Source organism: Streptomyces bungoensis, assembly GCF_001514215.1.
Lineage (GTDB): Bacteria > Actinomycetota > Actinomycetes > Streptomycetales > Streptomycetaceae > Streptomyces > Streptomyces bungoensis.
Genome location: NZ_KQ948854.1, coordinates 236,290 through 262,323, shown reverse-complemented (window position 1 = coordinate 262,323; position 26,034 = coordinate 236,290). Strand labels below are relative to the sequence as shown.

Sequence of the window (26,034 nt, the reverse complement as noted above, 5' to 3'; positions counted from 1 at the left end):
CTCAGTCGTGGGAGTGCAGGGGCTTGCCGGCCAGTGCCAGGTGGGCCTCGCCGAGCGCCTCGTTCTGCGTCGGGTGGGCGTGGACGAGCTGGGCCACCTCGGCCGGCAGCGCCTCCCAGTTGTAGATCAGCTGGGCTTCGCCGACCTGCTCGCCCATGCGGTCGCCGACCATGTGGACGCCGACCACGGCACCGTCCTTGACCTGGACGAGCTTGATCTCGCCCGCGGTCTTGAGGATCTTGCTCTTTCCGTTGCCCGCCAGGTTGTACTTCAGGGCGACGACCTTGTCCGCGCCGTAGATCTCCTTGGCCTTGGCCTCGGTGATGCCGACGGAGGCGACCTCCGGGTGGCAGTACGTCACCCGCGGGACACCGTCGTAGTCGATCGGAACGACCTTCAGACCGGCCAGACGCTCCGCCACCAGGATGCCCTCGGCGAAGCCGACGTGCGCGAGCTGGAGCGTCGGGACCAGGTCACCGACGGCGGAGATGGTCGGGACGTTGGTGCGCATGTACTCGTCGACGAGGACGTAGCCGCGGTCCATGGCGACCCCGGCCTCCTCGTAGCCCAGGCCCTGGGAGACCGGGCCGCGGCCGACGGCGACGAGGAGGAGCTCGGCCTCGAACTCCTTGCCGTCCGCCAGGGTGACCTTCACGCCGTCCTGCGTGTACTCGGCCTTCTGGAAGAAGGTGCCGAGGTTGAACTTGATCCCGCGCTTGCGGAACGCGCGCTCCAGCAGCTTCGAGGAGTTCTCGTCCTCGACCGGGACGAGGTGCTTCAGGCCCTCGATGACGGTGATGTCGGCACCGAAGGACTTCCACGCCGAGGCGAACTCGACGCCGATGACACCGCCGCCGAGGATGATCGCGGACTTCGGCACGCGGTCCAGGACGAGGGCGTGGTCGGAGGAGATGATGCGGTTGCCGTCGATCTCCAGGCCCGGCAGCGACTTCGGCACGGAGCCGGTGGCGAGGAGCACGTGGCGTCCCTGCACCCGCTGGCCGCCCACGTCGACGGAGGTGGGGGAGGACAGCCGGCCCTCACCCTCGATGTACGTCACCTTCCGGGAGGCGATGAGCCCCTGGAGGCCCTTGTACAGGCCCGAGATGACGTCGTCCTTGTACTTCTGGACGGCCGGCACGTCGATGCCCTCGAAGGTGGCCTTGACGCCGAACTGCTCGCTCTCGCGGGCCTGGTCGGCGATCTCGCCCGCGTGGAGCAGGGCCTTGGTGGGGATGCAACCCTTGTGCAGGCAGGTGCCGCCGACCTTGTCCTTCTCGATCAGGGCGACGTCCAGGCCCAGCTGCGCCCCGCGCAGGGCCGCGGCGTAACCACCGCTACCACCGCCGAGGATCACTAGGTCGAAAACGGTGCTGGCGTCGTTCGCCACGTCACGTCCTCCATGCATGTGCGCCGCCGGTCTCCGATGACCGGCTGGCGGCTGGTGTCCGGCCGCTTGATGCTTCGGCCCTTCGGTGGGGGCCCTGTCCTGCCGGGCTCCATCTTTGCACTTGTTCGAGGCGGACGAGACGCCGGGATGGAGTGTGAGACACCCCACGTACAGGTGAAGGGGCGCGGGGAACTGCGCGAACAGCCCCCACGCCCCTGCGGCCGCCGTACTACGGCCCGGACCGGGTCCTCAGGCGAAACCTCAGCCCAGGTCGCCGGCGGCGGTCAGCTCCGCGAGCCGCACCAGCGTGCGCACGGCCGACCCCGTACCGCCCTTGGGCGTGTACCCGAACGGGCCACCCTCGTTGAACGCGGGCCCGGCGATGTCCAGGTGCGCCCAGGTGATGCCCTCGCCCACGAACTCGCGCAGGAACAGGCCGGCGACCAGGCCGCCGCCCATCCGCTCGCCCATGTTCGCGATGTCGGCGACGGAGGAGTCCATCCCCTTGCGCAGGTGCTCCGGCAGCGGCATCGGCCAGGCCGGCTCGCCGACCTCGTCCGCGGCCTCGTACACCGCCGTGCGGAACGAGTCGTCGTTCGCCATGACGCCGAACGTCCGGCTGCCCAGCGCCAGCATCATCGCGCCGGTCAGCGTCGCGACGTCCACGATCGCGTCCGGCTTCTCCAGCGAGGCCGCCCACAGGGCGTCGGCGAGCACCAGCCGGCCCTCGGCGTCGGTGTTGAGCACCTCGACGGTCTTGCCGCTGTACATGCGCAGCACGTCACCCGGGCGCACGGCCGAGCCGGACGGCATGTTCTCGGCGAGCGCCAGCCACCCGGTGACGTTGACCCGCAGGCCCAGCCGGGCGGCGGCGACGACGGCGGCGAACACGGCGGCGGCACCGCTCATGTCGCACTTCATCGTCTCGTTGTGGCCGGCCGGCTTCAGGGAGATGCCGCCCGAGTCGTAGGTGATGCCCTTGCCGACGAACGCGAGGTGCTTGTCGGCCTTGGCGTGCGTGTACGACAGCTTGACCAGGCGCGGGGTGGCCTCGGAGCCGCCGCCGACGCCCAGGAGGCCGCCGTAGCCGCCCTTGACGAGGGCCTTGTCGTCGAGCACCTGCACCTTGATGCCGTGCTCCTTGGCCGCGCCCTGGGCGATGGCCGCGAACGCCTGCGGGGTGAGGTCGTTCGGCGGGGTGTTGACCAGGTCGCGGGCGCGGTTGAGCTCCTCGCAGACGGCGGCGGCGCGGACGAGGGCCGCCTTGTGGGCGGCGTCGCGCGGCTTGCCGCCGAGCAGCACGGCCTCGGCCAGCGGGCCCTTGCCGTTCTTCGCCTTGCCGTTCTTGGCGTCCTTGGCGGTGTCCTTGTACGTGTCGAAGGAGTACGCGCCGAGCAGCACGCCCTCGCCGATCGCGCCGAGGGCGCCGGGACCGTCCACGGGCAGGGCGAACGCGGCCTTGCGGCAGCCGGCGAGGGCCCGGGCGGCCACGCCCGCCGCCTTGCGCAGCGCCTCGGCGTCGTACCCGGCGTCCGCGTCCTTGCCGTCCGGCTCCGCGCCCAGGCCCACTGCCACGACCAGCGGCGCCTTGAAGCCGGACGGGGCGGGCAGCTTCGTCAGCTCGCCCTCGGCACCCGAGGCGCCGAGGGTCTCGAGGACGCCGGCCAGCCTGCCGTCGTACGCCTTGTCCACGGCCTCGGCGCCGGGGGCGGCAACGGGGCCCTCGGCGCCCTTGGCGACACCGATCACGATCGCGTCGGCCCGCAGGCCGGGCGCCGCGGAGGTGCTGAGAGTCAGAGCAGTCACGGTGGTGGGATCTCGCTTCCGATGTGAAGTTGCTGTTGGCCGATGAGGGGTGGGTCGACCGGGCCCGAGAGCCGACCCTAGGTCCACGCCTGGGTGTACATGGCACCGGGGGTTTCACCCTGTCGGCGAACACCCGGGACGAGACTACGCGCGTACGCCCGTTCGCTCATGCCCGTGGGTGGTCCTCGTCACGCTCGCTCGGCGCTCAGCCCTGGGGAACGCCGCCCCACGGCGCGGGCTCCGCCGGCCGCAGCGCCGCCTCGACCGAGGTCCCCGCCAGCCGGTCGGCCAGCGAGCGGCGGCCGGGAAAGAGGACGGGCAGCGCGTTGACGAGGAACAGCAGCACCGCCACCGCCCACACCAGCACCGACAGCAGGAACTCGCCCTCCAGCAGCAGCACGCAGGCCAGGGCGTACACGGCGACGTCCGCGACGGTGGTGACGGCGGCCCGGCGCAGGGCGTGGCGGGACAGGCGCGGGCTGACCCGCAGGCCGAGCACGCCCTTGCCGAGGGTCCGGCCCAGCAGCGCGAGCGTGCCCCACTGGTACAGGAACGTGACGACGACCAGCGCCCCGAAGGCCTCCTCGACGTCCAGCACCGCGCTGTCCCACAGCGACAGCCCGACCGTCTCGGAGGCGCCGACGACGTCACCGCGCGAGGTGAGCAGGTCGAAGCCGCCGCGCGTGGCGAGGTCCGGCACGTCGGTGACGAGCGCGGTGACGCGGTGGAAGGTGAGGGCGGCGAGCAGCCAGGCGGCCGCCGCCACCAGGGCGAAGTCGACGAACCAGGCCAGGGCGCGGCGCAGTGTGAACACGGAAGGTCCCCCCCATCGTCCCGTCGTGTCCGGGTACGGGCGCAGAGCCTAACCGCCGAGCGACAGGACCACGAGGGCCGCCGTCGCGGCCGTCTCGGCCAGGGCGCCGAAGACGTCGCCGGTGACCCCGCCGAACCGGCGGGTGCAGCGCCGCAGCAGCAGGTCGGCGGCGGCCAGGGCGAGCAGGACCGCGGCCGCGGCGCGCAGTGCCCCGTACGGGCCGAGGAGCACGCCCCAGGCGGCCGCCGCGGCCGTGCAGACGGCGGTGACGGCCAGCGCGCCGGGCACCGGCACCACGCCGGCGACCGCCGCCCCCAGCCCCTCCGGGCGGGCGGCCGGCACGCCGGTCCGCGCGGCCAGGGTGAGCGCCAGCCGGGCCGCGACCGCCGAGGTCACCGCCGCGAGGGCGCCCCGCGTCCAGGAGCCGGCGTACAGCTGCGTGAGCGCGGCGATCTGGGCCAGCAGCACCAGGACGAGGGTGAGCACCCCGAACGGCCCGATGTCCGACTGCTTCATGATCCGCAGCGCGTCCTCGGCGGGCTTGCCGCTGCCCAGCCCGTCGGCGGTGTCGGCGAGCCCGTCCAGGTGCAGGCCGCGGGTGAGCGCGGCGGGTACGGCGGCGGAGGCGACGGCGGCGAGCGGCGCGCCGGCGCCCAGGGCGAGCAGCAGCAGCCCGAGCGCCGCCGCCGAGCCGCCGACGGCCAGCCCGACCACCGGGGCGCTCAGCATGCCCCCGCGGGCGGCCTCCCGGTCCCACCGGCGCACCCGGACGGGCAGGACGGAGAGCGTGCCGAAGGCGAAGCGGAGGCCGTCGAGAGGTGAGGTCCTGAGCACCGGCGCAGGTTACCGGTCGGTCGGGGGCCGGAGCGCCCCGGGCCGAAGCGTGCGCGGCAATTACGGGTAATGTGCGCATATGGGGCACTGGTGGGAGCGGAACATCCTGGAGCCGGGCAAACTCCCGCTGCTGCTGGCCCTCGGCGCCTTCGTGATCACCTTCGTGGTCACCCGGGTCATCACCCGGCTGATCCGGGCCGGCCGGGGCCCGTTCGGCAACGTCAAGGCGGGCGGGCTGCACATCCACCACGTGGTCCCCGGTGTCGTCCTCACCGTCGTCGGCGGCTTCGGCGCCGTGGCCGCCGACCGGCACGGCGCCGGTGGGGCGGTGGCCGCGGTCGTCTTCGGCGTGGGCGCCGGGCTGGTCCTGGACGAGTTCGCGCTGATCCTGCACCTGGACGACGTGTACTGGAGCGAGGAGGGCCGCAAGAGCGTCGAGGTCGTGGTGCTCACCGCCGCCCTGGTCGGCCTGCTGCTGGCCGGTTTCGTGCCGTTCGGCGTCAACGACATGACCCAGGAGGAGCTGCAGGACCGAGGCGGCGTCATCGCCACCATCGCCGTGAACTTCCTCTTCTCCCTCGTCTGCCTGGGCAAGGGCAAGGCCCGCCTCGCGGTCTTCGGAGTGGTCGTGCCCCTGATCGCCCTCTTCGGCGCCGTCCGCCTGGCCCGCCCCGGCTCCCCCTGGGCCCGCCGCTGCTACCGCCGCCGGCCCCGCGCCCGCGCCCGGTCCGTACTGCGCGCCTACCGCCACGACCGCCGCTGGTCCGGCCCCCGCCGCGCCGTCCAGGACTGGATCGGCGGCAAGCCCGACCCCCGCCCGGTCGGGGCGGCCCACGACCGCTGACCGTGTGGCGGCCGACCTCGTGACCGCGCCCGGTCGGGGTGGTCGGCTACCACTGACCGTGTCGCAGTCGGCCCCGGGCCCGCGCCCGGTCGGGGTGGGCGGCCGCCGCTGATCGCGCTGCCGCCGGCGCCGCGGCCGGGCCGGTCGCTGCTCCGTGGCTGCCGCCACGACCGCCGCCGGTCCGGGCCCCGGCGCACCGTTCAGGACTGGATCGGGGGCAGGTCCGACTTCCGCCCGGTCGGGGTGAGCGGCGACCGCTGACCGTGTGGCGGCCGGTGGCCGCCGTACCGGCGTCGTGCCGCGCCGGCCAGGCACAGTGCTCCCGCGGTCGTCAGCGCGGCCAGGTGCTCGCGGCCCGCCAGGTTCTCCTTGAGCAGCACCTCGGTCACTATGGCCGCGCTCACCGCACCCGCCGTGACGTAGGCGCCGTACCGCCACGCCACGAAGACGGCGAGACCCACCACGGCCGCCGAGGGCCCGGTGTCCACCACCCGCGCGTCCGAGCCGGCCAGGCCGAGCGCGGAGTGCGGGCCGAGCGCGATGCCGGCGCGCGCGTACAGCGTCCCGGCGAGCGTGGCCACGTACGCGAGGGCCAGCGTCCGCCACCAGCCCAGGCAGATCTCCGCGATCCCGAACACGCACAGGATCTGGACGAGCGCCCCCCACACGGGCAGGTCCAGCGCCGGGACGAACAGCGACAGCGGGGTGCGCAGCAGGGCCGGCCCCAGCGGGTCCCGGGCCCGCACGCCACCCACCTCCTGCACGAGCCGGTAGCCCCAGGGCTGGTTCTGCGCGAACTGCAGCAGCGCCGTCAGGCACACCGCGCCGAGCGTCATCGGCACCGCCCGCGGACCCCGCCCCCGCAGGGGCTCGCGCACGGTGACGTACAGCAGTCCCCACTCGGCGCGGACCCAGCGGACGAGCGTTCTCCTCACGCCGCCCTCACCGGCGCGTCTCCAGATGCCGGCGGTGCACCCACTTCGGCAGCCCCGGCGCCTCCAGGAACCCCTCCGCACGCGCCGCCGCCAGACCGATGCGCGGCAGGTCCGCGCTCTTCTCGAAGAGCAGGAAGCGGGGCTCCCAGATGGGCCGGTACTTGGCGTTGGCGCGGTACAGCGACTCGATCTGCCACCAGCGGGAGAAGAAGCTGAGCAGCGACCGCCACAGCCTCAGCACCGGACCGGCCCCGAGCCGCGCCCCGCGTTCGAACACGGACCGGAACATCGCGAAGTTCAGCGACACCTGGGTGACCCCGACGTCCCCGGCCCGGCGCAGCAGTTCGAGGACCATGAACTCCATCAGCCCGTTCCCGGCGTCGCGGTCCCGGCGCATGAGGTCCAGCGACAGCCCGTGCGGCCCCCACGGCACGAAGGACAGCAGGGCCCGCAGCCGGCCCTCGGCGTCGGTGCACTCCAGCATCACGCAGCTCCCGTCCGCCGGGTCCCCGAGCCGGCCGAGCGCCATGCTGAACCCGCGCTCGGTCGCCCCGTCCCGCCAGTCGTCCGCCCGCCGGACGAGGTACGCCATCTCCTGCGCCGGGATGTCCTCGTGCCGCCGGACACGCACCCGGTACCCGGCCCGCCGCACCCGGTTGTAGGCCTGCCGCACGGTGCGCATCGCCCGGCCCTCCAGGGTGAACTCGGCGACGTCCACGACCGCCTCGTCCCCGAGTTCCAGCGCGTCCAGCCCGTGCCGGGCGTAGACCGTCCCGGCCTCCTCGCCCGCGCCCATCACCGCCGGGATCCAGCCGTGCGCCCGCGCCTCGGCCAGCCACGGCAGGATCGCGCCGGGCCACGCCTCCGGATCCCCGATCGGGTCCCCGGAGGCCAGGCTGACCCCGCCGACCACCCGGTAGGCCACGGCCGCCTTGCCGGTCGGCGACCACACCACGCTCTTCTCCCGGCGCAGCGCGAAGTACCCCAGCGAGTCCCGTTCGCCGTGCCGCTCCAGCAGCTCCCGCAGCCGCTTCTCGTCGTCCTCGGTGAGCGGGTCGACGGCCCGCCGGGAACGGAACGCGGCGTAGAGGACGGCGAGGACCAGAGCCGTGCTGAGCACGTTGACGGCGACGTTCGCCCAGTTGGGCGGGTCGACCCCGGGGAAGCGGGACTCCTCGGCGGCGACCGACACCAGCCGCAGCGTGCCGTAGTGCCAGCGCTCCAGGAACGTCGAACGGGCCGCGTCCGGCGCTTCGTTGGTGACCGTCACCAGCAGCCCGGCCAGCAGCGAGGCGAGCAGCCCGCCGCCGGCGGCGACACTCGCCGCGAGCCGCGGGTTGGACCGGTCGCCCTTGGCGTAGAACTCCCGCCGCCCGGCCAGCAGCGCGCCGACGAAGCCGGCCGTCAGCACCAGCGAGACCCAGTTCTGCGCGTACCGCCGGATCTCCGGGAAGACCATGGCGAACGCGAACAGGACCAGGAACGACCCGCTCAGCGCCAGGTTGAGGATCCATGCGGCCCGCTTGCGCCGCCGCATCGTGATCGCCAGGAACGCGGTGAACACACCCGAGGCGAAGCCCGCGGTCAGCAGGTACGGGGTGAAGAAGTTCTGCTGGTTGTGCCGGCGCACGTCCTGGCCCAGCGACACCCACACGGCACTCAGGAAGTTGACGAAGGAGACGGCCCGCAGATACCAGACGGCGAGGGCGGCGGCCCGCCGGGAGGCCCCGGTGGACCGCCGCCCCGGCTCGGCCTGCTCTTCAACGGCAATTCGGGCATCTCCCATGAGGGAGGATCATATGGGGGACGCCCCGGCGAACTGCTCTTTTCCGCCCGCCGTGGTGTACGCGCGCGCCCGGCTCACGCCCCCTCCGCGTCCGGCTCCTTCCCGTCCCCGCCCTCCGGCCGCTCGGGGAGCTCGGCGGCCAGCGCGGCGGCGGCCCGCACGAGCGGCAGCGCCAGCAGCGCGCCCAGCCCCTCGCCGACCTTCACGCCCTGGTCCAGCAGCGGCTCCAGGGCCATCCGGTCCAGCGCCTTCGCCTGCCCCGGCTCCCCGCTGTCGTGCCCGGCCAGCCACCAGTCCGGCGCCCGGAACGCCACCCGCTGCGCGACCAGCGCGCACGCGGCGGCCACCACCCCGTCCAGGATCACCGGCAGCTTCCGCACCGCGCACTGCAGCAGGAACCCGGTCATCGCCGCCAGGTCCGCCCCGCCCACGGTCGCGAGCAGCAGCAACTGGTCCCCGAGCACCGGCCGCGCCCGCCGCAGCGCGTCCCGGATCGCCGCGCACTTGCGCATCCACGCCAGGTCGTCGATGGGCAGCCCGCCCCGCCCGGTCACCACGGACGCGTCGGTCCCGCACAGCGCGGCGATCAGCACCGCCGCCGCCGTCGTCCCGCCGACGCTGACGTCACCGAGGACCACCAGGTCCGTCCCCGAGTCGGCCTCCTCGTCGGCGACGGCGACCCCGGCCCGGAAGGCCGCCTCCGCCTCCTCGGCGGTGAGCGCGTCCTCGACGTCGATACGGCCGCTGCCGCGCCGCACCCGGTGCCGTACGACCTCCTCCGGGAAGGCGTCCGGCGGGCAGTCCACGGCCATGTCCACCACGCGCACCGGCACCTGGAGCCGGCGCGCGAGCACCGCCACCGGGCCGGCGCCCTCCAGCACCGCCCGCACCAGCTGCTCGGTCCCGCCCGCGGGCCGCGCGGAGACGCCCCGTTCGGCGATGCCGTGGTCACCGGCGAAGAGCACCACCCGGGGCCGCTCGACCGGCCGCACCGGTACGGCGCCCTGCGCGGCGGCCAGCCACTCGCCCAGCTCGTCCAGACGTCCGAGCGACCCGGGCGGCACGACCAGGCGCTCGCGCCGGGCCTCGGCGTCGCGGCGTACGCCCCCGTCCGGGCGCTCGATCAGATCGGTGAAGTCGTCCAGTTCAAGACTGCTCATTCGCCGAACAGTACCGGCAGCGCACGCGCCCTCCCGCGCCACACCGCCACCCCGCGGGTGCCACGTCGTTGCACCCAAGATCGGTATCCCCTACGTTCCGGTTTGCAGCGGAATGTCGCTTAGGGAGCCGCCATGCAGCCGTCGCCCCCCGTCCCGCGGCCCACCCAGCCGTCCGACCCCTTCCAGGAACCGCGCCGTGCGGACTGCCCCTGGTGCGGCTCACCGCGGCTGCGCACCCGGCTGCGGGCGCCCGACCCGCTGCGGCACCGGCCGGGCACCTTCGTCCTCGACGAGTGCCGCGACTGCGCCCACACCTTCCAGAACCCCCGGCTCGCCGCCGAGGGACTCGCCTTCTACCACCGGGACTTCTACGAACGGCACCTGGAGGAGTTCACCGCGCGCGTCCTGCCCGACCGCGCGGCCCGCCGCCGGCACCGGGCCGCCGCCCACAAGCTGTCGCTGCTGCCCGACCCCGAGAGCTGGCTCGACGTGGGCACGGGCCACGCCCGCTTCCCGGAGGCGGCCAAGGAGTTCTTCCCGTACACCAGCTTCGACGGCCTGGACCCGACGGCCCGGGTGGAACAGGCCCTCCTGCGGGGCCGGGTCGAGGAGGCCCACCGCGGCTACCTGAGCACCCCGGGCACGGCCGCCCGGCTGCGCCTGCGCTACGACGTGGTCAGCATGTTCCACCACCTGGAACAGGCCCCCGATCCGCGCGCCGAACTCCGCGCCGCCCTCACCGCGCTGCGCCCCGGCGGCCACCTGGTCGTCGAAGTAACCGACCCGCTCTGCCTGTTCGCCGCCGTGCTGGGCCGATGGTGGCTGCCCTACGGCCAGCCCCGCCACCTGCACCTGATGCCCCTGGCCAACCTCCGTGAGGAGCTGGAGACCCAGGGCTGCACGGTCCTCGTCACCGACCGCCAAGCCCCCCACGTCCCCCGCGACCTGACGGCGGCGGTCTGCCTGGCCGTGGCCGCCGCGCCTCCCCTCCTGAGAGCGGCGACCGCTCCGCTGCGGGCCCTCGCCGCGGCCCTGGACCGCACCCTGGCCCCCCTGTCCCGCCGCACCCGCCTGTCGAACGCCTACCGGATCGTGGCGCGCAAGGATCACTAGATCCCGGGCCGTTCGCTGCCTACGATGCGGCACCTCACTCAGGGGCGCGGGGAACTGCGCGACAAGCCACGGTCCACGCGCGCCCGGGCACGAGCAGGGCCCCCACGGCGAACGGCCGGCGCCGGCGTCGGACGGCAGAGCCACTCACCCCCGCAGCACCAACCCCTGCCCCGCCACGACAAGCAGCACCTGCTCGCACTCCGCCGCGAACGCCGCGTTCAGGCGCCCGAGTTCGTCCCGGTAGCGCCGCCCCGAAGCGGTCGCGGGGACGATGCCCGAGCCGACCTCGTTGGACACGGCGACCACGGTCCGCCGCGTGGCACGCACCGCCTCCGCGAGCTCCCGCACCCGCTCGCGCAGCGCCTTCTCCCCGCCGTCCGCCCACTCCGCGTCGTCCCACGCCCCCACCGCGTCCATGACGTCCGTCAGCCACAGCGAGAGGCAGTCGACCAGCAGCGGCGGCCCGTCCCCGGCGAGCAGCGGGACCAGGTCGGTCGTCTCCGCCGTGCGCCACGACCCCGGCCGCCGCTCCCGGTGCGCGGCCACCCGCGCGGCCCACTCCGTGTCCCCGCTCCGCGTCCCGCCGGTCGCCACGTACAGCACCTCCGGGAACGACTCCAGCCGCCGCTCGGCCTCCACCGACTTGCCCGAGCGCGCCCCGCCCAGCACCAGCGTCCGGCGGGGCACGTCCGGCACCTCCTCGTACGCCCCGACCGCCAGCGTCGTACCGTCCGGCACGGCCCGCGCACCGGCCGCCGCGAGCCGGCGCCGCAGCTCGGCGCCCTGCGGCACGTCGTGGTCCAGGTGGACGGCGACGACGTCCGTGGCCGGCCCGGCGGACCCCACCGCGCGCAGCCGGGCCAGCGCGTCCGGGCGCCCCACGACGTCGGCGAGGACCAGGTGGTACGACTCCGCCGTCGCCTCCTCGAGACCGGCCGGCGCCCCGCCCGGCGGCAGGTACAGCAGCCGCTGCCCGTCCGGTCCCGTCACCGCGTACCCGGTGCCGCCCGCGTCCATCGCCAGGGCCCGCACCCGATGCCCCGTCAGCAGCGCCAACTCCCGCCCGTCCGGCACCCGGCCGGGCTGCGGCAGCCCGGCCGGCACCTCCACCGGGGGCCCGTCGTGCGGATGCGACAGCAGCACCTGCCGCACGCCGCCCAGCGAATGCCCCGACCGCGCGGCGGCGAACGCCGCACCCGGCGTCAGGTCGAGCAGCAGCGCCCCGTCCACCAGCACCGCGGTGGCGGCCCGCGCGTCCGGCCCCAGGGCGGTCGCGCAGACGGCGCAGGGACAGTCGGGGCGGGGCAGCCCCGCGGGGGCGCCGGTACCGAGCACAGTGACTTCCACGCACCGATTTTCACCTGTCACGGCCGCTCTTGCGCTTCCGGCTAGGCTGCGAGCAGGAGCCGGACCAAGATCCGGCTCCCGCTCTGCATGTGCTCACACCAGGGAGGCCCGCATGACGGCATGGACGTGGCGGTTCGAGAAGACCGACGGGACCGAGGTCCCGCCCGCCGTGCAGCCGGAGGAGTTCACCACCCAGGGCGATGCCGAGTCCTGGATCGGGGAGCACTGGAAGGCGCTGCTGGACGGCGGCGCGGACCAGGTGCGGCTGTTCGAGGAGACCAGTGAGATCTACGGCCCGATGAGCCTGCACGCCGACGCGCCGTAACCCGCCGGGGGCCGGCAGGGGTGGGGAGGGGCCTCCCGGGCTCGGCGCCCTTCCTCACCGCACTCGCCGGCCTCACTGCTCGCCCAGGGTGACCTCCGCCGTCTTCTCGGCGCCGCCCCGCTCGAAGGTCACCGACGTGCGCTGCCCGGGCCTGTCCGCGGCCAGTGCCTCGGAGAGCGCCGTGGTCGTGGTGACCGGGGTGTCGCCCAGCTTGGTGATCACGTCGCCCGGCCGCAGCCCCGCCTTGTCGGCGGCCCCGCCGTTCGTGACGGTGACCACCGCGGCCCCGGCCGGCCGGTAGTTCTCGTCGACGACCGTCCGCGCGGTGATGCCGAGCGCGGCGCGCCCGGAGTCGACGACCTTGCCCTTCTCCACGATCTGGCCGGCGACCGTCTTCACCATCGACGCCGGGATGGCGAACCCGATGCCGGGCGCCGCGCCGCCGCCGAGGTCGGGGTCGGCCGCGGCGAGCGTCGGGATGCCGATGACCCGCCCGTCCAGGTCGACCAGCGCGCCGCCGCTGTTGCCGGGGTTGATGGCGGCCGACGTCTGCACCATGTTGGCGATGGTCGCGCCCGTACCGCCGTCCGAGCCGCCCTCGCTGACGGTCCGTCCGGTCGCCGAGACGATGCCCTGGGTCACGCTGGACGACAGCCCGAGCGGCGAGCCCATGGCCAGCACGATCTGGCCGACCGCCACCTTGTCGGAGTCCCCGAACACCGCCGCCTTCAGCCCGGTCGGCACCTTGTCCAGCTTGATCACCGCGAGGTCCTGCTCCGGGTAGGAGTACACCAGGCGGGCGGTGAGCGGTTCCTCGTTGTGGGCCGTGGTGACCTTGAAGGTCTTCTCCGAGCCGACCACGTGGGCGTTGGTGACGATGTGCCCCCGGTCGTCGTACACCACCCCGGAGCCCAGGCCGCGGCTCGCCTGGATCTGCACGACCGACGGCAGCACCGCCTTGATCACCTTCATGTACTGGCTCTGCAGGTCCCCCGCGGTGAGCGGCGCCGCCGCCCGGCTGGCCGGGGCCTGCTTGGCCGGCGCCGCCGGGCCGGCCGTACAGGCGGCGAGGAGGAGCGCGGCACACACGAGCACGGGGACGGAGGCGACCCTCCGAAGGGCACGGCGACGGGAAGCGTCCATGCCCCGAGTGTTCCTAGGGCCGCCGCCCCGGACCCCCGTGTACGCCCGAACGGCCCACCCCCGTCCGCCGGACGGGCGCGGAAGCGGTCCCCGGGGGCGCGGTGGCGGAGGCCGGACTCGGCGCCCAGGGCAGACCCACGGCCGCACACGCACGGCTCGCGCCCCGCCGGGCCGGTACCGCCTACTCGCTGACCGGGACACGGAGCCGGAGGCGCACCCTCGCCCCCGCGCGCCGGACAGGCGTTCCTCAGCCGCGGACCCCGCACAGGTGCAGCAGGGCGGCGACGCCGCGGTAGGGGTCCGTGCGGCCGGCTCGTTCCTCCACGGCCAGCAGGGTTTCCAGGTCGTCCGGGAGTCCGGCGTCGTCGGCCGCCGTGTCGGTGAAGACCCGGACGCCGTACCAGGCGTGCAGCGGGGCCGCGATGCCCGCCAGGGTGGCGGTGAGGGCCGACAGCCGGTCGGCCCGGACGTCCAGGCCGAGGCGGATGGGGGTCCCCCCGTTCGAGTCTGTTCGGGAATGGGGGAGGTGCGCCGTCGTGTCGAAGGCGGCCAGCGCGCCCGGCCAGTCCCCGGAGAGACCCGGGCGCATCGCCAGCGCGTCGCCGTTGCGGACCAGCAGGGAGAGCAGCCCGCCCGGTGCCAGCATCCGGGCCAGCCCGGCGACCAGCGGGTCGGGCTCCTCGACGTACATCAGGACGCCGTGGCACAGCACCACGTCGAAGCTGCCCGGCAGGAAGTGCACCCCGGTGTCCCGCCCGTCGCCCTGCACCAGCCGGACCCGCTCCCGGATGCCCTCCGGCTCACCGGCCAGCGCCTCACGCGCGGCCGCGATCATCGTGTCGTCCTGCTCGACCCCGGTCACCTGGTGCCCGAGCCGGGCCAGCCGCAGCGCCTGGGTGCCCTGGCCCATCCCCACGTCGAGCACCCGCAGCCGCCGCCCGACCGGGAACCGCCCGGCTATCTGCTCGTCGAGCTGCCGGGCCACCAGCTCCTGCCGCACGGCATCGCGCAGATGACCCAGCCCGCTGAGCCGCTGGTCGGCCGCACCCCCGGTGAAAGCGTCTGCGCTCAGGGCCGCTCTCCGCGCTTGACCTGCGGCTTCGGCAGCCGGAGCCGGCGAACCTGGAGGGAGCGCATCAGGGCGTAGGCGACCGCGCCCCGCTTGTTCTGGTCCGGGAATCGCTCGCTCAGGCGCTTCTTCAGCCGGAAGCCGCTGACGGCCCCGTCCAGCACGATCAGCACGATCACGACCAGCCACAGCAGCAGCGCGATGTTCTGGATCGCCGGCACCCGCACCACGCTCAGCACGAGGATCACCACGGCCAGCGGCAGGAAGAACTCCGCCACGTTGAACCGCCCGTCCACCCAGTCGCGGGCGTACCGGCGCACCGGCCCCTTGTCCCGGGCGGGCAGATAGCGCTCGTCCCCACTGGCCAGCGCCTGGCGCTGCCGCTCCAGGGCCTGCCGGCGCTCCTCGCGCTGACGCTTGGCGGCGTCCTTGCGGTTCGTCGGGGTCCGGGCGACGCTGCGGCGCTGGGACTGGGCCTCACTGCGCTTGGGCGTCGGCCTCCCCTTGGGGGCCTGCGGGTCACGGGGCTGCTTGGAGTCGGTCACCGCCGCCTTGGTGGCGGGGGCCTTCTCTTCGTTGGCACGGCTACGGAACACAAAACCCAAGGGTACGGGCTCCACCGGCATGGACCCCAGCCTCGCGGGGAACGATCCGGCAACACCGGGCGTCTCCAGGGGGACAGAGCGGACGTTCCGGTGGGGGTGCCGGCGGTGCCGGCGGGGGACGCCGGTGGGGTACCACCTACTCCCTGCGCCGGAGCGGCCGCATCCGCAGTCGTCCTTGGGGATGAGCGCATCACCCCACGAACAGTGCGGTAATGGAGTCAGGGCCCGTACTGTGGGTTCTGTCGCAGGATCGGTGAGCTGGAGTTCCGTCAGAAGGGGGCGCGCGAAGCCCATGAGCGGTGTCATGAAGCGTATGGGGATGATCTTCCGCGCGAAGGCGAACAAGGCCCTTGACCGGGCCGAGGACCCGCGCGAAACCCTCGATTACTCGTACCAGAAGCAGCTGGAGCTGCTGCAGAAGGTACGCCGCGGCGTCGCCGACGTCGCCACCTCCCGCAAGCGCCTGGAACTGCAGCTCAACCAGCTGCAGCAGCAGTCCGGCAAGCTCGAGGACCAGGGCCGCAAGGCGCTCGCGCTGGGCCGCGAGGACCTGGCCCGCGAGGCACTGTCCCGCCGCGCCGCCCTCCAGCAGCAGGTGACCGACCTGGAGACGCAGCACGCCACCCTCCAGGGCGAGGAGGAGAAGCTCACCCTGGCGGCCCAGCGCCTGCAGGCCAAGGTGGACGCCTTCCGCACGAAGAAGGAGACCATCAAGGCCACCTACACCGCCGCCCAGGCCCAGACCCGCATCGGCGAGGCCTTCTCCGGCATCTCCGAGGAGATGGGCGACGTCGGTATGGCCATCCAGCGCGCCGAGGACAAGACGGCCCAGCTCCAGGCCCGGGCCGGCGCCATCGACGAGCTGCTCGCCTCCGGTGCCCTGGACGACCAGTCCGGCATGGCCAAGGACGACATCCAGGCCGAGCTGGACCGGCTCTCCGGTGGTACGGATGTAGAGCTGGAACTGCAGCGCATGAAGGCCGAGCTGGCCGGGGGCCAGCCCCAGCAGGCGATCGAGGGCGGCACCGGCCAGGCGCAGACCCAGCAGCAGCCGCAGGACACCCCGCGCTTCGACAAGCAGTAGTCCGGCGCCGGGGCCAGAGCCGAGGAGACGGACGTGATCGTACGGATCATGGGGGAGGGCCAGGTCGAACTGGCCGACTCCCACTTCGCCGAGCTGAACAAGCTGGACGACGAGCTCCTGCAGAAGATGGAGAGCGGCGACGAGGCGGGCTTCCGCCACACCCTCGCCGCCCTCCTGGACGCGGTCCGCACCCTCGGCACCCCGCTGCCGGACGACGCCCTGGAACCGTCGGAACTGATCCTGCCGTCCCCCGACGCCACGCTGGAGGAGGTCCGGGAGATGCTCAGCGAGGACGGGCTGATCCCGGGCTGACCGATTTCCGGGCGGCCCGGGAGCGGTGACGTGCGGGCACCGTACTGTGCACCCGTGAGCACTCTCGAACGCGCCCGGTGCGGCCTGAAGGCCCACCCCCTGGCACTGGACGCGGCCATCGCGGCGGGCGTCCTCATCTGCATGACCGCCGGCTCCTTCGTGACCCCCCAGGGTGCGAACGGCGTCACCTGGGGCCTGCGCACCCCCGCCCTGCCGAGCCTGCTGCTCATGCTGCTCGCCGCGACGGCGCTCGTCTTCCGCCGCCGCGCCCCGAAGACGGTGCTCGCCGTCACCGGCACCCTCTCCGTGATCGAGTTCGTCACCGGCGACCCGCGCGCCCCCGTGGGCATGACCGCCGTGGTCGCCCTCTACACCGTCGCCTCCACCACCGACCGGTCCACCACCTGGCGGGTCGGCCTGCTCACCATGACCGTGCTGACGGCCGCCGCCATGCTCGGCGGCCCTCTGCCCTGGTACGCCCAGGAGAACCTGGGCGTGCTCGCCTGGACCGGTATCGGCGCCACCGCCGGGGACGCCGTCCGCAGCCGCCGCGCGGTCGTCCGGGCCATGCGGGAGCGCGCCGAACGCGCCGAGCGCACCCGGGAGGAGGAGGCCCGCCGCCGGGTCGCCGAGGAGCGGCTGCGCATCGCCCGCGACCTCCACGACGTCGTCGCCCACCACATCGCGCTGGTCAACGTGCAGGCCGGGGTCGCCGCCCATGTCATGGACAAGCGGCCCGACCAGGCCAAGGAGGCCCTCGCCCACGTCCGCGAGGCCAGCCGCTCCGCCCTGAACGAGCTGCGGGCCACGGTCGGCCTGCTCCGCCAGTCCGGCGATCCCGAGGCCCCCACCGAGCCGGCGCCGGGCCTCGACCGCCTCGAGGACCTCGCGGACACCTTCCGCAACGCCGGACTCCCCGTCGAGGTGGCTCGCGCCGACCAGGGCACCGAGCTCCCGGCCGCCGTCGACCTCGCCGCCTACCGGGTCGTCCAGGAGGCGCTGACCAACGTGCGCAAGCACGCGGGGCCCGCGGCCAGGGCCGAGGTCAGCGTCGTACGCGTCGGCACGGACATCGAGGTCACCGTCCTGGACGACGGCGCGGAGACGGACGGGGCCGGCGAGCCCGGGGACGCCGGCGGCGGGCACGGGCTGCTCGGCATGCGGGAGCGGGTCACCGCCGTCGGCGGCACCCTGACCACCGGGCCCCGCTACGGCGGCGGCTTCCGCGTCCATGCGATCCTGCCCGTCACCACCCGTACCACGGCCCCGGGGGAACCCGCATGACGATCCGTGTCCTGCTCGCCGACGACCAGGCACTGCTGCGCAGCGCGTTCCGGGTGCTGGTCGACTCCGAGCCCGACATGGAGGTGGTGGGGGAGGCCTCCGACGGCGCCGAGGCGGTCCGGCTGGCCCGGGAGCGGGCCGCCGACGTCGTCCTCATGGACATCCGGATGCCCGGCACCGACGGCCTCGCCGCCACCCGGCTGATCAGCGCCGACCCCGCCCTCGCGGACGTCCGCGTGGTCATCCTGACCACCTTCGAGGTGGACGACTACGTGGTGGGGGCCCTGCGCGCCGGGGCGTCCGGCTTCCTCGGCAAGGGCAGCGAACCCGAGGAGCTGCTGAGCGCCATCCGGGTCGCCGCCGGCGGCGAGGCCCTGCTCTCCCCGGCCGCCACCAAGGGCCTGATCGCCCGCTTCCTCGCCCAGGGCGACGACGGCCGCGACCCCGCCCGCGCGGCGCGGCTCGACGCGCTCACCGGCCGGGAGCGGGAGGTGCTGGTGCAGGTCGCCGGCGGGCACTCCAACGACGAGATCGCCGAACGCCTGGAAGTCAGCCCGCTGACGGTGAAGACGCACGTCAACCGGGCCATGGCCAAGCTCGGCGCCCGGGACCGGGCCCAGCTCGTCGTCATGGCCTACGAGTCGGGACTGGTACGCCCGAGGGCGGAGTGAACCCCACCCGCGTGTACTGCGCGCGCCGTACGGCGGGACGCGGGAAATGGACCTGGGGGCTCCACGTGCGGGCCCTGCCGTGGCTCAGGGTGTGCGGCGGGCGCCCATCTGCGCGTCCGCCGCAGCGTCTGCCGCTCGCAGAAGACCGCTCACAGAAGGGAGACCCCGATCCATGTCCTGGCTGTCGAGATTCAGCCTCGCGCAACGGGCCCTCGTGGGGCTCGTCCCGCTCATCGCGCTCGTCTTCGGGCTGATCGCGATACCCCAGATCGAGCAGCAGCTCCTGTCCACGTGCCGTCAGCGGCGACGGGCGCCATCGGCCTCCTCGTGGCCACCGGCACCCCGATGGGCGTGCCCGCGATGATCGGCATGCTGATGCTGATCGGCATCGTGGTGACGAACGCGATCGTGCTGATCGACCTGATCCACCAGTACCGCGCGCAGGGCCACGGCGCCGTGGGGGCCGTGATCGAGGGCGGCCGCCACCGCCTGCGCCCGATCCTCATGACCGCCCTGGCGACGATCTTCGCACTGCTGCCCATGGCCCTGGGCGTCACCGCGGCTTCATCGCCCAGCCGCTCGCGGTGGTCGTCATCGGCGGCCTGATCACGTCCACGCTGCTGACCCGCGATGCTGGAACTCGGCAAGGAGCGCCGGGCGGGCAGGCGCGCGGCGAAGCGGGACACGACGGCGGAGAAGACGCCGGATCCGGAACCGGCCGGAGCCTGACGGCACGGCGATGGCCGGGGCCCCGGGGGACCCGGCCATCGCCGTGTGTGCGCCGCTACGGCAGCGCCAGCATCCGCTCCAGCGCCAGCTTGGCGAACGCCTCCGTCTCCTTGTCGACCTGGATCCGGTTGACCAGGGTGCCCTCCGCCAGGGACTCCAGGGCCCAGACCAGGTGGGGCAGGTCGATGCGGTTCATGGTCGAGCAGAAGCAGACCGTCTTGTCGAGGAAGACGATCTCCTTGCCCTCGGGCGCGAAACGGTTCGCCAGCCGGCGCACCAGGTTCAGCTCGGTGCCGATGGCCCACTTGGAGCCGGCCGGTGCCGCCTCCAGGGCCTTGATGATGTACTCGGTCGAGCCGACGTAGTCGGCCGCGGCCACGACCTCGTGCCGGCACTCGGGGTGCACCAGGACGTTCACGCCCGGGATGCGCTCGCGCACGTCGTTGACCGAGTCGAGGCTGAAGCGGCCGTGCACGGAGCAGTGGCCGCGCCACAGGATCATCTTCGCCGCGCGCAGCTGCTCGGCGGTGAGCCCGCCGTTCGGCTTGTGCGGGTTGTAGACCACGCAGTCGTCCAGGGACATGCCCATGTCCCGCACCGCGGTGTTGCGGCCCAGGTGCTGGTCGGGCAGGAAGAGGACCTTCTCGCCCTGCTCGAAGGCCCAGTCGAGGGCGCGCTTGGCGTTGGACGAGGTGCAGATCGTGCCGCCGTGCCTGCCGGTGAACGCCTTGATGTCGGCGGAGGAGTTCATGTACGAGACCGGCACGACCTGGTCGGCCACGCCCGCCTCGGTGAGCACGTCCCAGCACTCGGCGACCTGCTCGGCCGTGGCCATGTCGGCCATCGAGCAGCCGGCGGCCAGGTCGGGCAGGACCACCTTCTGGTCGTCGGAGGTGAGGATGTCCGCCGACTCGGCCATGAAGTGCACACCGCAGAAGACGATGTACTCGGCCTCCGGGCGCGCGGCCGCGTCCCGGGCCAGCTTGAAGGAGTCGCCCGTGACGTCGGCGAACTGGATGACCTCGTCGCGCTGGTAGTGGTGGCCGAGCACGAAGACCTTGTCGCCGAGTTTCGCCTTGGCCGCGCGGGCGCGCTCGACCAGGTCGGGGTCGGACGGCGACGGCAGGTCGCCGGGACACTCGACGCCCCGTTCGCTCTTCGGGTCGGCCTCACGGCCGAGCAGCAGCAGGGCGAGCGGAGACGGCTGTACGTCGAGCTCCGGGGTCTGGGCGGTGGTCACGACACGCACCCTTTCTACTTTTCGTCTAACTGACGCTATCTATCATAACCGCTTCACGTCACTTTGACGATGGCCATTGCGTCCATGTGACGTGAATCCCGCCCGGGTCCCTCCGCAGGGCGCTGTCCGCCTCCGGGGGCATGTGCGAGCATGATGAAGGAACACGTAACGAGGAACACCTAAGAACGCGACCACGCGAATGCCCGGCCCGGAATGAATCCGCGGAAGCGCCGGTTGCACTCGTCGGCAAGCAGTCTCCGTACAACCCGGGAGAGATGTAGATGTCCGTATCGGACGAGACCACCACCGTCACCGACGGCATCATCCTGACCGACGCCGCCGCGTCCAAGGTCAAGGCCCTGCTCGACCAGGAAGGCCGTGACGACCTCGCCCTGCGCGTCGCCGTCCAGCCCGGCGGCTGCTCCGGCCTGCGGTACCAGCTCTTCTTCGACGAGCGCTCGCTCGACGGCGACGTCGTGAAGGACTTCGGCGGGGTCAAGGTCGTCACCGACCGCATGAGCGCTCCGTACCTCGGCGGCGCCACCGTCGACTTCGTGGACACGATCGAGAAGCAGGGCTTCACGATCGACAACCCGAACGCGACGGGCTCCTGCGCCTGCGGCGACTCCTTCAGCTGAGCCGGCCGGCCGGTGATCCGGCCACGGCCGACGGAAAAGGCGGCGGTGCCCTCCCCGGGCCCGCCGCCTTTCGGCTACCTGCCTTCGGTCACCGGCCTTCCGTCACCGCTGCGGCCGCAGTCCTCCGGACTCCGCCTTCGGGATGCGCGTGCCGTCCGTGCCGGTCACCGTCCGCCCGCCGAGCGGCGCGTCCAGCCGCACGGTCTTCTCGTAGAACCGGGCCATGGCCACGCACACCTTGCCGGGCCAGGACCTCCCGGTCACCGTCACCGCCACCCGGCCCGCGCTCTCCTTCGCCGAGGCCGTGTAGTCGGCGCACACCCCGCCCGTGAAGCTCACGGTCAGCTCGCGGCCGTCGGCGCGGTAGCCGTCCACCTTCACGCCGCTCGTCCGCGGCGCCGACGAGGGCCCGGCGGACGGCGCCGAGGACGACGGCGCGGGCGACGGCGACGCCAGGTACGCCGGGTCGACCGCCGGATACGCCACCGTGAAGGTGCCCCGGGCCGCCGGTCCCTTCACCTCGAACAGCCAGGACGGCACCAGCAGCCGTCGCCCGCCGGCCGAACGCGCGGCCAGCCCGAACACGGCCTTCTCCACCGTCGCCTCGTCCGCCGTGCCCGCGCTCCGACCGGACCCCGCCCCGGTCCGGTCGCACGGCTGCTCCAGCCGGTCCTTCAGCGGCACGGGACCGGTGCAGCCGCCGATCCCCATGCGGTGGCCGCCCTCGGGCGCCCGGTTCATCAGCGCGAGGGTCCGGCGGGCACTCAGCACGGGGTACACGTCCCCCTTCACCGGCGCCGCCAGCTGCCCGTGGCCCCCGACCAGCCGGCCCTTCTCGTCGACGGTGAGGCCGGTGGTCAGGCCGTACGTCGGCAGCCCGCCCACCACCGGGTCGGCGTTCACCACCCGCCGGGCACCCGTCACCCGGCTCGCGTCGAGCTTCGCGTCGTCCTGCCCGAGCGCCTTCAGCACCGGGGCGGCCGCCTTCTCGGCCTCGGCCGCGCTCACCGGATCGGCGGCCGGGACGCCCGGATCCTGCGCGCACACCGTGATTTTCCGGCAGTCGTCGGTGCCGGGCGCGAACCGGGTGTAGCTCCAGCTGCCGGGCGCGTCCCGGCTCACCTGCAGGCTCGGTCCGGTGCCGTCCCGGCCGGCGCCGACCCGCCAGATGCGCCCCTCGGCCACCGGCTGCCCCTCGGCCCCGAGAGCCTTGGCCAGCCGGGCCACGGCCGCCTTGCCGACCTCGGCCCCGGGCCCGTACACGGGTGCCGCGGCGGGGCCGTCCGGGAGCGTGCCGGCGGCCACGTAGGTCACGCCGTACGGATCGGGTTCCCCGGGCGCGATGCCGCCCGTACCGCCGCCCGCCGCCAGGCCGTCCAGTGCGAGCGGCGGGGGAGTGGCGCTCCCGCCGGGCGCGCCGGCGTTCGCACGGCCGTCCGAGCCGGCGCCGGCGGCCACGTACGCGCCCCCGCCCCCGGCCAGCAGCACGGCCGCCGCGACCGAGACGACGACCAGCGGGGAACGGCGGCGCGGGGCGGACTCGTCCGGGGACCCGGCGGGCTCGGCGGTCCCGGGGGTCCCGGGGGTCTCGGCCTCGGTGACGGTGCCCGCGGACGGTCCGGACTCCTCGACGCTCTGAGGCTGCCCGGGGTCCCCGGCGCCCTGCTCGGACCGGGAGGGTTTCGGCTCCTCGGCGCTCCCGGTGGCCTTCGAGGACTCGGGCTCCTCTGGTTTCTCGGGTCGCTCGGTGTTCACCGCATCGCTCCTCGCCGGCTCGTCCCATGCCCCCGGTGCGGGGGACGGCCATGGGACGCGCGAGGGGAGCGCACGGTTCCCGGGCCGTGCGCCCCCGGCTCAGACGCCGTAGTCGGACATGGCGTCCAGCAGCCGGGCCGAGCGCACCGGCACGCTCACCCCGTGGATCAGCGACGGCGGCACCGGACGGGCGTCGCCGTGCTCGGGGGCCGCCCAGTGCGGGGCCATCCGGGCGCAGTCGCCGCGCAGCGAGGCGAGATCGCCTTCGAGGTCGGCCGGTGCGGGCGAGGTGACCTTGAGGTTCGTCATGACGGCACCGTAGGCAGGCGGGGTGCCGCGAAGAAAGGGCTACTATCGGGTAGTTTTGTCGGCTTCAGAGGCTGCCCCCGAGCGGGTAGCGTGAACTGTCAGCCGAAGCCTCCCCCAGGAGACGCCCGCCGTGCGCATCGCAGTCACCGGCTCCATCGCCACCGACCACCTCATGACCTTCCCCGGCCGTTTCGCCGACCAGTTCGTCGCGGACCAGCTGCACACGGTCTCGCTGTCCTTCCTGGTCGACAACCTGGACGTGCGCCGGGGCGGCGTCGGCGCGAACATCGCGTTCGGCATGGGTCAGCTCGGCACGAAGCCGGTCCTGGTCGGGGCCGCCGGCTTCGACTTCGACGACTACCGGGCCTGGCTGGACCGCCACGGCGTGGACACCGAGTCGGTCCGCATCTCCGAGACCCTGCACACCGCCCGCTTCGTGTGCACCACGGACGCCGACCACAACCAGATCGGCTCCTTCTACACGGGCGCGATGAGCGAGGCCCGGCTCATCGAGCTGAAGACGGTGGCCGACCGGGTCGGCGGCCTCGACCTCGTCTCGATCGGCGCCGACGACCCGGAGGCCATGCTCCGCCACACGGAGGAGTGCCGCTCCCGCTCGATCCCCTTCGCCGCCGACTTCTCCCAGCAGATCGCCCGCATGGAGGGCGAGGAGATCCGGATACTGCTGGACGGCGCGACGTACCTCTTCTCCAACGCCTACGAGAAGGGCCTCATCGAGACCAAGACCGGCTGGACCGACGCGGAGATCCTGTCCAGGGTCGGCCACCGCGTCACCACCCTCGGCTCGCGGGGCGTGCGGATCGAGCGCAGCGGCGAGGAGCCGATCGAGGTCGGCTGCCCCGAGGAGGAGCGCAAGGCCGACCCGACGGGCGTCGGCGACGCCTTCCGCGCGGGCTTCCTCTCCGGGCTGGCCTGGGGCGTCTCCCTCGAGCGTGCCGCGCAGATCGGGTGCATGCTGGCGACGCTCGTCATCGAGACGGTCGGCACCCAGGAGTACCAGCTGCGGCGGGGGCACTTCATGGAGCGGTTCACCAAGGCGTACGGGGACGTGGCGGCCGAAGAGGTGCAGGCTCACCTGGGCTGAGGGCGGGGCGACCGTTCGTCTGCCTGGCGGGCGCCGTCGTCGGGCGCGGGTGCACTGCGGCCGGTCGCGCAGTTCCCCGCGCCCCTGCGTCGGTCAGCTCGTCCGGCGGACCAGGTACGCGGTGCCCTTCTCCGCCGGCTCCTCGCCCACGTACTCCTGGTCGCGCATCTCGCACCAGGCCGGGATGTCCAGGCGGGCCGCCTCGTCGTCCGAGAGGACGCGGATCGTGCCGCCCACCGGGACCTCCCCGATGACCTTGGCCAGTTCGATGACGGGGATCGGGCACCGCTTGCCGAGGGAGTCGACGACGAGTTCCGCCGCGCGCACGGCCGTTGCCGGAGCCGGGGCCGCCAGCTTCTCCCGCACCCCGGCCACCGCGCCCGGCAGAACGGCGAGGAAGCGCTCCACCTCCTCCTCCGCGGCCCCCGCCGGCAGCGACACGCGCACGTTGCCCTCGCTCAGCACCCCCATCGCCTTCAGCACATGGCTGGGCGTCAGCGTGCTGCTCGTGCAGGACGAGCCGGAGGACACCGAGAAGCCCTGCCGGTCCAGCTCGTGGAGCAGCGCCTCCCCGTCGGCGTACAGGCACGAGAAGGTGACGATCCCCGGCAGGCGCCGCTCCGGATCGCCGACCACCTCCACGTCCGGCACCAGCCGCGGCACCCGCGCCCGGATCCGCTCCGTCAGTTCCCGCAGCCGCGCCGCCTCCCGGTCCGCCTCGGCGCGCACCGCCCGCAGGGAGGCCACCGCGGCCACGATGGCCGGAAGGTTCTCGAACCCGGGGGCGCGGCCCGACTCCCGCTCGTCCGAGGGGCCCTGCGCCGCGAACCGGACGCCCTTGCGCACCACGAGCAGGCCCACCCCCGAAGGGCCGCCCCACTTGTGCGCGCTGGCGGCCAGCAGCGACCAGCCGCCCTCCACCGGCCCCCACCCCAGCGACTGCGCCGCGTCCACGAACAACGGCACCCCGGCGGCCCGGCACGCCTCGGCCACCTCCGCCACCGGCTGCACGGTCCCCACCTCGTGGTTGGCCGACTGCAGACACGCCAGCGCGGTGTCCCGCCGGAGTGCGGCCGCGTAGGCCGAGGGGTCCACCGCCCCGGACCGGTCGACGGCCACCCGCGTGACCTCGCCGCCCTCCGCCTCGAGCGCCTCCGCCGAATGGAGTACCGAGGAGTGTTCGACGGCTGACACGATCAGGTGGCGTCCCACCCGGCGCCGCCCGCCCAACACCCCCGCCACGCCCGTGTGCACGGCCCGCGTCCCGGACGGCGCGAACACCACCTCGTCCGCCCGGCACCCCACCACCTCGGCGGCAGCCTCCCGCGCGGCGTCGAGCAGCAAGCGGGCCCTGCGCCCCTCGCGGTAGAGCCGGGCGGGATCGGCCCACCCCTCGTCCAGAGAGGCCAGCAGGGCCTGACGGGCCACGGGATGAAGGGGAACGGCGGAAGCGGCATCGAAGTAGGACACACGGCAACGTTAAAACCCCGACGAGTGAAAAAGGGGCGCGGGGAACCGCGCGACCAGCCCTGACGCACCCGCACCCGCACCGCAAACCGCGACAACCCGAGCTCTTGGGCACCCCCGCCCACCTCTTCGGGGTGACCGGCGGCGCGTATGGCACCCCTCCCCGCGACCCCCCGGAGGGCGTCGGCTAGGGTTTGGTCCGCATAAACATCCAAACCCCTGCCCGACGCAGGGCGGCGACCGACCAGCGAGAAGGCCGCAGCCGACCG

General features: G+C 73.9%; 24 protein-coding genes and 1 pseudogene. 10 read left to right on the top strand and 15 right to left on the bottom strand.

The window, feature by feature from the left end:
• Position 1: 1 nt before the first annotated feature.
• The 4 genes from lpdA to AQJ66_RS11390 all read right to left on the bottom strand — a co-directional run bounded on the left by lpdA (position 2) and on the right by AQJ66_RS11390 (position 4,844).
• Positions 2-1,390: a dihydrolipoyl dehydrogenase gene (lpdA, locus tag AQJ66_RS11405; RefSeq protein WP_061919852.1), complete on the bottom strand. Its 1,389-nt coding sequence runs from the start codon at positions 1,388-1,390 to the stop codon at positions 2-4.
• Between the two features lie 261 nt (positions 1,391-1,651).
• Entirely contained in the window at positions 1,652-3,196 is a 1,545-nt protein-coding gene (locus AQJ66_RS11400) for a leucyl aminopeptidase (RefSeq protein WP_061919851.1), read from the bottom strand.
• A gap of 205 nt (positions 3,197-3,401) precedes the next feature.
• The gene (locus tag AQJ66_RS11395; RefSeq protein ID WP_244162799.1) at positions 3,402-4,010 is read right to left on the bottom strand and encodes an RDD family protein; all 609 of its coding nucleotides are present in this window, start codon (positions 4,008-4,010) and stop codon (positions 3,402-3,404) included.
• Positions 4,011-4,058: 48 nt separating this feature from the next.
• The gene (locus AQJ66_RS11390; RefSeq protein ID WP_061919849.1) at positions 4,059-4,844 is read right to left on the bottom strand and encodes an adenosylcobinamide-GDP ribazoletransferase; all 786 of its coding nucleotides are present in this window, start codon (positions 4,842-4,844) and stop codon (positions 4,059-4,061) included.
• Positions 4,845-4,923: 79 nt separating this feature from the next.
• On the opposite strand from AQJ66_RS11390, the gene AQJ66_RS11385 reads away from it, so the two are divergent.
• Complete coding sequence (locus AQJ66_RS11385; protein WP_061919847.1) at positions 4,924-5,688, top strand: hypothetical protein; 765 nt, start codon at positions 4,924-4,926, stop codon at positions 5,686-5,688.
• Between the two features lie 200 nt (positions 5,689-5,888).
• On the opposite strand, the gene AQJ66_RS39680 is transcribed toward AQJ66_RS11385, so the two are convergent.
• From AQJ66_RS39680 to cobT, 3 genes are all read right to left on the bottom strand, one after another.
• Positions 5,889-6,623 carry a hypothetical protein gene (locus AQJ66_RS39680; protein ID WP_061919845.1) on the bottom strand — a complete coding sequence of 245 codons (735 nt, stop codon included), beginning with the start codon at positions 6,621-6,623 and terminating at the stop codon, positions 5,889-5,891.
• 7 nt (positions 6,624-6,630) lie between these two features.
• Positions 6,631-8,409, bottom strand: coding sequence for a phosphatidylglycerol lysyltransferase domain-containing protein (locus tag AQJ66_RS11375; RefSeq protein ID WP_061919843.1), 1,779 nt, complete (start codon positions 8,407-8,409; stop codon positions 6,631-6,633).
• Between the two features lie 74 nt (positions 8,410-8,483).
• A complete protein-coding gene (gene cobT / locus AQJ66_RS11370; protein ID WP_061919841.1) occupies positions 8,484-9,569 on the bottom strand; it encodes a nicotinate-nucleotide--dimethylbenzimidazole phosphoribosyltransferase in 1,086 nt (361 codons plus the stop codon).
• A 132-nt stretch (positions 9,570-9,701) separates the two neighbouring features.
• On the opposite strand from cobT, the gene AQJ66_RS11365 reads away from it, so the two are divergent.
• Positions 9,702-10,682, top strand: coding sequence for a class I SAM-dependent methyltransferase (locus AQJ66_RS11365; RefSeq protein ID WP_061919839.1), 981 nt, complete (start codon positions 9,702-9,704; stop codon positions 10,680-10,682).
• Positions 10,683-10,826: 144 nt separating this feature from the next.
• Here the strand turns inward: AQJ66_RS11365 and AQJ66_RS11360 are convergent, their stop codons facing one another.
• The gene (locus AQJ66_RS11360; protein ID WP_061919837.1) at positions 10,827-12,029 is read right to left on the bottom strand and encodes a bifunctional adenosylcobinamide kinase/adenosylcobinamide-phosphate guanylyltransferase; all 1,203 of its coding nucleotides are present in this window, start codon (positions 12,027-12,029) and stop codon (positions 10,827-10,829) included.
• 112 nt (positions 12,030-12,141) lie between these two features.
• On the opposite strand from AQJ66_RS11360, the gene AQJ66_RS11355 reads away from it, so the two are divergent.
• Positions 12,142-12,354 (top strand): hypothetical protein, encoded by a 213-nt coding sequence (locus AQJ66_RS11355; protein ID WP_061919835.1) that lies wholly within the window; start codon positions 12,142-12,144, stop codon positions 12,352-12,354.
• A gap of 72 nt (positions 12,355-12,426) precedes the next feature.
• Here AQJ66_RS11355 and AQJ66_RS11350 read toward each other — a convergent pair whose 3' ends face one another.
• The 3 genes from AQJ66_RS11350 to AQJ66_RS11340 form a co-directional block, all read right to left on the bottom strand.
• Positions 12,427-13,497 carry a S1C family serine protease gene (locus tag AQJ66_RS11350; protein WP_061919833.1) on the bottom strand — a complete coding sequence of 357 codons (1,071 nt, stop codon included), beginning with the start codon at positions 13,495-13,497 and terminating at the stop codon, positions 12,427-12,429.
• A gap of 247 nt (positions 13,498-13,744) precedes the next feature.
• Complete coding sequence (locus AQJ66_RS11345; protein ID WP_061919831.1) at positions 13,745-14,482, bottom strand: class I SAM-dependent methyltransferase; 738 nt, start codon at positions 14,480-14,482, stop codon at positions 13,745-13,747.
• An 83-nt stretch (positions 14,483-14,565) separates the two neighbouring features.
• Positions 14,566-15,192 (bottom strand): DUF3043 domain-containing protein, encoded by a 627-nt coding sequence (locus AQJ66_RS11340; protein WP_208611344.1) that lies wholly within the window; start codon positions 15,190-15,192, stop codon positions 14,566-14,568.
• 271 nt (positions 15,193-15,463) lie between these two features.
• Here AQJ66_RS11340 and AQJ66_RS11335 point away from each other — a divergent pair, with 271 nt between their 5' ends.
• From AQJ66_RS11335 to AQJ66_RS37155, 5 genes and pseudogenes are all read left to right on the top strand, one after another.
• Positions 15,464-16,255, top strand: a complete 792-nt coding sequence (locus AQJ66_RS11335) for a PspA/IM30 family protein (RefSeq protein ID WP_079060179.1) — start codon at positions 15,464-15,466, stop codon at positions 16,253-16,255.
• Between the two features lie 33 nt (positions 16,256-16,288).
• Positions 16,289-16,567: a PspA-associated protein PspAA gene (gene pspAA / locus AQJ66_RS11330; protein WP_061919825.1), complete on the top strand. Its 279-nt coding sequence runs from the start codon at positions 16,289-16,291 to the stop codon at positions 16,565-16,567.
• 54 nt (positions 16,568-16,621) lie between these two features.
• The gene (locus AQJ66_RS11325) at positions 16,622-17,851 is read left to right on the top strand and encodes a sensor histidine kinase (RefSeq protein WP_061919823.1); all 1,230 of its coding nucleotides are present in this window, start codon (positions 16,622-16,624) and stop codon (positions 17,849-17,851) included.
• Entirely contained in the window at positions 17,848-18,522 is a 675-nt protein-coding gene (locus AQJ66_RS11320; RefSeq protein WP_061919821.1) for a response regulator, read from the top strand. Before AQJ66_RS11325 ends, AQJ66_RS11320 begins: the two co-directional genes overlap by 4 nt.
• 285 nt (positions 18,523-18,807) lie before the next feature.
• Positions 18,808-19,251: pseudogene (locus AQJ66_RS37155) on the top strand (efflux RND transporter permease subunit); the annotation flags it as partial.
• A gap of 55 nt (positions 19,252-19,306) precedes the next feature.
• Here the strand turns inward: AQJ66_RS37155 and nadA are convergent.
• Positions 19,307-20,491 carry a quinolinate synthase NadA gene (nadA, locus tag AQJ66_RS11305; RefSeq protein ID WP_061919814.1) on the bottom strand — a complete coding sequence of 395 codons (1,185 nt, stop codon included), beginning with the start codon at positions 20,489-20,491 and terminating at the stop codon, positions 19,307-19,309.
• A gap of 281 nt (positions 20,492-20,772) precedes the next feature.
• On the opposite strand from nadA, the gene AQJ66_RS11300 reads away from it, so the two are divergent.
• A complete protein-coding gene (locus tag AQJ66_RS11300; protein ID WP_061919812.1) occupies positions 20,773-21,129 on the top strand; it encodes a HesB/IscA family protein in 357 nt (118 codons plus the stop codon).
• A gap of 102 nt (positions 21,130-21,231) precedes the next feature.
• Here the strand turns inward: AQJ66_RS11300 and AQJ66_RS11295 are convergent, their stop codons facing one another.
• Both AQJ66_RS11295 and AQJ66_RS11290 read right to left on the bottom strand, forming a co-directional pair.
• On the bottom strand, positions 21,232-22,884 hold the full coding sequence (locus AQJ66_RS11295; RefSeq protein ID WP_061919810.1) for a hypothetical protein: 1,653 nt from the start codon (positions 22,882-22,884) through the stop codon (positions 21,232-21,234).
• A gap of 99 nt (positions 22,885-22,983) precedes the next feature.
• Positions 22,984-23,193 carry a hypothetical protein gene (locus AQJ66_RS11290; RefSeq protein ID WP_061919808.1) on the bottom strand — a complete coding sequence of 70 codons (210 nt, stop codon included), beginning with the start codon at positions 23,191-23,193 and terminating at the stop codon, positions 22,984-22,986.
• Between the two features lie 130 nt (positions 23,194-23,323).
• Between AQJ66_RS11290 and AQJ66_RS11285 the strand changes: the two genes are divergently transcribed.
• Entirely contained in the window at positions 23,324-24,298 is a 975-nt protein-coding gene (locus AQJ66_RS11285) for a carbohydrate kinase family protein (protein WP_061919806.1), read from the top strand.
• 93 nt (positions 24,299-24,391) lie between these two features.
• On the opposite strand, the gene AQJ66_RS11280 is transcribed toward AQJ66_RS11285, so the two are convergent.
• Entirely contained in the window at positions 24,392-25,768 is a 1,377-nt protein-coding gene (locus tag AQJ66_RS11280; RefSeq protein WP_061919804.1) for a cysteine desulfurase/sulfurtransferase TusA family protein, read from the bottom strand.
• Between the last annotated feature and the right edge of the window lie 266 nt (positions 25,769-26,034).

What these genes read in the sequence shown, in the direction of transcription:
- AQJ66_RS11385 (WP_061919847.1), top strand. Translation starts at nt 4,924, where the DNA reads ATGGGGCACTGGTGGGAGCGGAACATCCTGGAGCCGGGCAAACTCCCG.
- AQJ66_RS11375 (WP_061919843.1), bottom strand. Translation starts at nt 8,409, where the DNA reads ATGGGAGATGCCCGAATTGCCGTTGAAGAGCAGGCCGAGCCGGGGCGG.
- cobT (WP_061919841.1), bottom strand. Translation starts at nt 9,569, where the DNA reads ATGAGCAGTCTTGAACTGGACGACTTCACCGATCTGATCGAGCGCCCG.
- AQJ66_RS11365 (WP_061919839.1), top strand. Translation starts at nt 9,702, where the DNA reads ATGCAGCCGTCGCCCCCCGTCCCGCGGCCCACCCAGCCGTCCGACCCC.
- AQJ66_RS11355 (WP_061919835.1), top strand. Translation starts at nt 12,142, where the DNA reads ATGACGGCATGGACGTGGCGGTTCGAGAAGACCGACGGGACCGAGGTC.
- AQJ66_RS11350 (WP_061919833.1), bottom strand. Translation starts at nt 13,497, where the DNA reads ATGGACGCTTCCCGTCGCCGTGCCCTTCGGAGGGTCGCCTCCGTCCCC.
- AQJ66_RS11340 (WP_208611344.1), bottom strand. Translation starts at nt 15,192, where the DNA reads ATGCCGGTGGAGCCCGTACCCTTGGGTTTTGTGTTCCGTAGCCGTGCC.
- AQJ66_RS11335 (WP_079060179.1), top strand. Translation starts at nt 15,464, where the DNA reads ATGAGCGGTGTCATGAAGCGTATGGGGATGATCTTCCGCGCGAAGGCG.
- AQJ66_RS11320 (WP_061919821.1), top strand. Translation starts at nt 17,848, where the DNA reads ATGACGATCCGTGTCCTGCTCGCCGACGACCAGGCACTGCTGCGCAGC.
- AQJ66_RS11300 (WP_061919812.1), top strand. Translation starts at nt 20,773, where the DNA reads ATGTCCGTATCGGACGAGACCACCACCGTCACCGACGGCATCATCCTG.
- AQJ66_RS11290 (WP_061919808.1), bottom strand. Translation starts at nt 23,193, where the DNA reads ATGACGAACCTCAAGGTCACCTCGCCCGCACCGGCCGACCTCGAAGGC.